This window comes from bacterium (assembly GCA_009926305.1).
Lineage (GTDB): Bacteria > Bdellovibrionota_C > UBA2361 > UBA2361 > RFPC01 > RFPC01.
Genome location: RFPC01000257.1, coordinates 1 through 1,140, shown reverse-complemented (window position 1 = coordinate 1,140; position 1,140 = coordinate 1). Strand labels below are relative to the sequence as shown.

General features: G+C 48.9%; 2 protein-coding genes. Both read right to left on the bottom strand.

Annotated elements, in window-relative coordinates:
- Positions 1 to 217: 217 nt before the first annotated feature.
- The gene (locus EBR25_14325; GenBank protein NBW42146.1) at positions 218 to 376 is read right to left on the bottom strand and encodes a ribbon-helix-helix protein, CopG family; all 159 of its coding nucleotides are present in this window, start codon (positions 374 to 376) and stop codon (positions 218 to 220) included.
- 65 nt (positions 377 to 441) lie between these two features.
- Positions 442 to 1,140, bottom strand: a 699-nt coding sequence (locus EBR25_14320; protein ID NBW42145.1) for a hypothetical protein, incomplete at its 5' end; no start/stop codon positions are given.

Genomic DNA, 1,140 nt, shown 5'->3' with positions numbered 1-1,140 from the left:
ACGGATGGAGATCTAGGGGTATTAGGTGCAAGTGAGTGGGTTTTAGAAGGACGACCAAAAGCCCTGGCAATTCAATACTTTGACCAACTCACAAGAATGGATTAGTCACTCCCCCGCCATCTCAATGACGTTGCGGAGTGTGATCCACTGATCCCTCGTCCATGGCGGCGGCCCCCAGCACTCCAGGTCCAGAAACCAATTGCAGCGATAAGTCCGACTAGCCTCCTTGAGCTGTATCCTCTGGGAGCAATAGCTCCGTCAAAAATCTCTCAATTAATGCTCCACGGCTTCTAAGCCCAAGCTCTTTTCTTAGGTTGTCAAGTGCTGATATGACGTCCTCGCTCAGCTCGATCGAGATCCTTTCTTTTTTACTCATGTCAGCTTCTCTTTAGACAAAGCCAAGATTGGCGCATCTCATCGGCTTCATCAACCCTTGTAGACCTATTCAGCATCCTGATTTAGTCCCATCTCCAGCTGCTCATACCGACTGGTGATTGTGAGTGGTGAGTACTTCCACTTTTCGACAAGCTCTGCCATATGGTCGAGCCTTAGCTCCACAGTGCTTAGTAGATCCATTGCCTCTGGATCGTCGTGAATGGATGACCAATCAATAGCTTTAACTGTATTGACAAGGGTGCTGACCAACTCTTTCGTCTGACCGCCATCAACCCTTTCATCCTGGAGCTTGGTTTTACGAGATCGACTTCCTGAGATCTCGGCTGGATATTTTGATTGCAGCCTCTCAAGCTCTCGGACTGTCAATGGCTTCCCGTCAGCAGCAGCATAGCTATTGCGTGCTTGAGCCTGTCCCTTCCAGTTCATGCGAGCTAGCTGGTAAAGACCAGAAACTCCATAGGATTGGAGATATACAAGTTGCTCCCCCTTCTCTTTCGCTAGCTCTTCTGTCGAGCTACACCATTCATTTGTCATTCCCTCAATTTGCTTCATCGCTACCGCCATAAACTCACCGGCTGTAATGAGCTTTGATACCTTCGATGGCTTGAAACCTATTTCCTGAAGACACACACGTAGCCGCTTCAAGAAAGTCCTTCGTTGCCACTGCTCCATTTCGACCTGGAAGAAGCTTGTGACAAGAGTCAGGCCTGCTTTTTCGTAGCGTGCTTCCGCATCGTTCGTGTA

Bases quoted from the DNA above. Each gene is read 5' to 3' on its own strand.
- EBR25_14325 (NBW42146.1), bottom strand. From the start codon at position 376: ATGAGTAAAAAAGAAAGGATCTCGATCGAGCTGAGCGAGGACGTCATA.